This is a genomic window from Bacillus sp. LR--39 (assembly GCF_053613335.1).
In genome coordinates this window covers 1-652 of sequence record NZ_JBSIOT010001033.1, presented here as the reverse complement: position 1 = coordinate 652, position 652 = coordinate 1, and the positions used below count along the sequence as shown (strand labels likewise).

At 45.7% G+C, this 652-nt stretch carries 1 protein-coding gene; it reads left to right on the top strand.

What is annotated here, in order from left to right; translation table 11 throughout:
* Positions 1 to 652, top strand: a 652-nt coding sequence (locus tag ACWHAR_RS28230) for a glutamine amidotransferase-related protein (protein WP_452088590.1), incomplete at both ends; no start/stop codon positions are given.

Here is a 652-nt window from a genome sequence, read left to right as displayed (position 1 = left end):
TCACTGTTGACGCGACAAGCCATCACTGCCCGAACTCAGCAATGAGCAAAGCAGACAAAAAATGGTACGGCGTTCAGTTCCACCCGGAAGTGCGCCACTCTGAATACGGCAATGATCTTCTGAAAAACTTTGTATTCGGTGTTTGCGAATGCGAAGGCGAATGGTCAATGGAGAACTTTATCGAAATCGAAATGCAAAAAATCCGTGAAACAGTCGGAGACAAACAGGTTCTTTGCGCGCTAAGCGGCGGCGTTGATTCCTCTGTTGTTGCTGTTTTGATTCATAAAGCGATCGGCGACCAGCTGACTTGTATCTTTGTAGACCATGGTCTTCTCCGTAAAGGCGAAGCTGAGGGTGTTATGAAAACATTCAGCGAAGGCTTTAACATGAATGTGATTAAAGTAGACGCAAAAGATCGATTCTTAAACAAACTAAAAGGCGTTTCTGATCCTGAGCAAAAACGCAAAATCATCGGCAACGAATTCATTTACGTGTTTGATGATGAAGCGGACAAGCTCAAAGGCATCGACTACCTTGCACAAGGAACGCTTTACACAGATATCATCGAGAGCGGTACAGCAACGGCGCAAACGATCAAATCTCACCACAATGTCGGCGGGCTTCCTGAAGACATGCAGTTTGAGCTGATCGA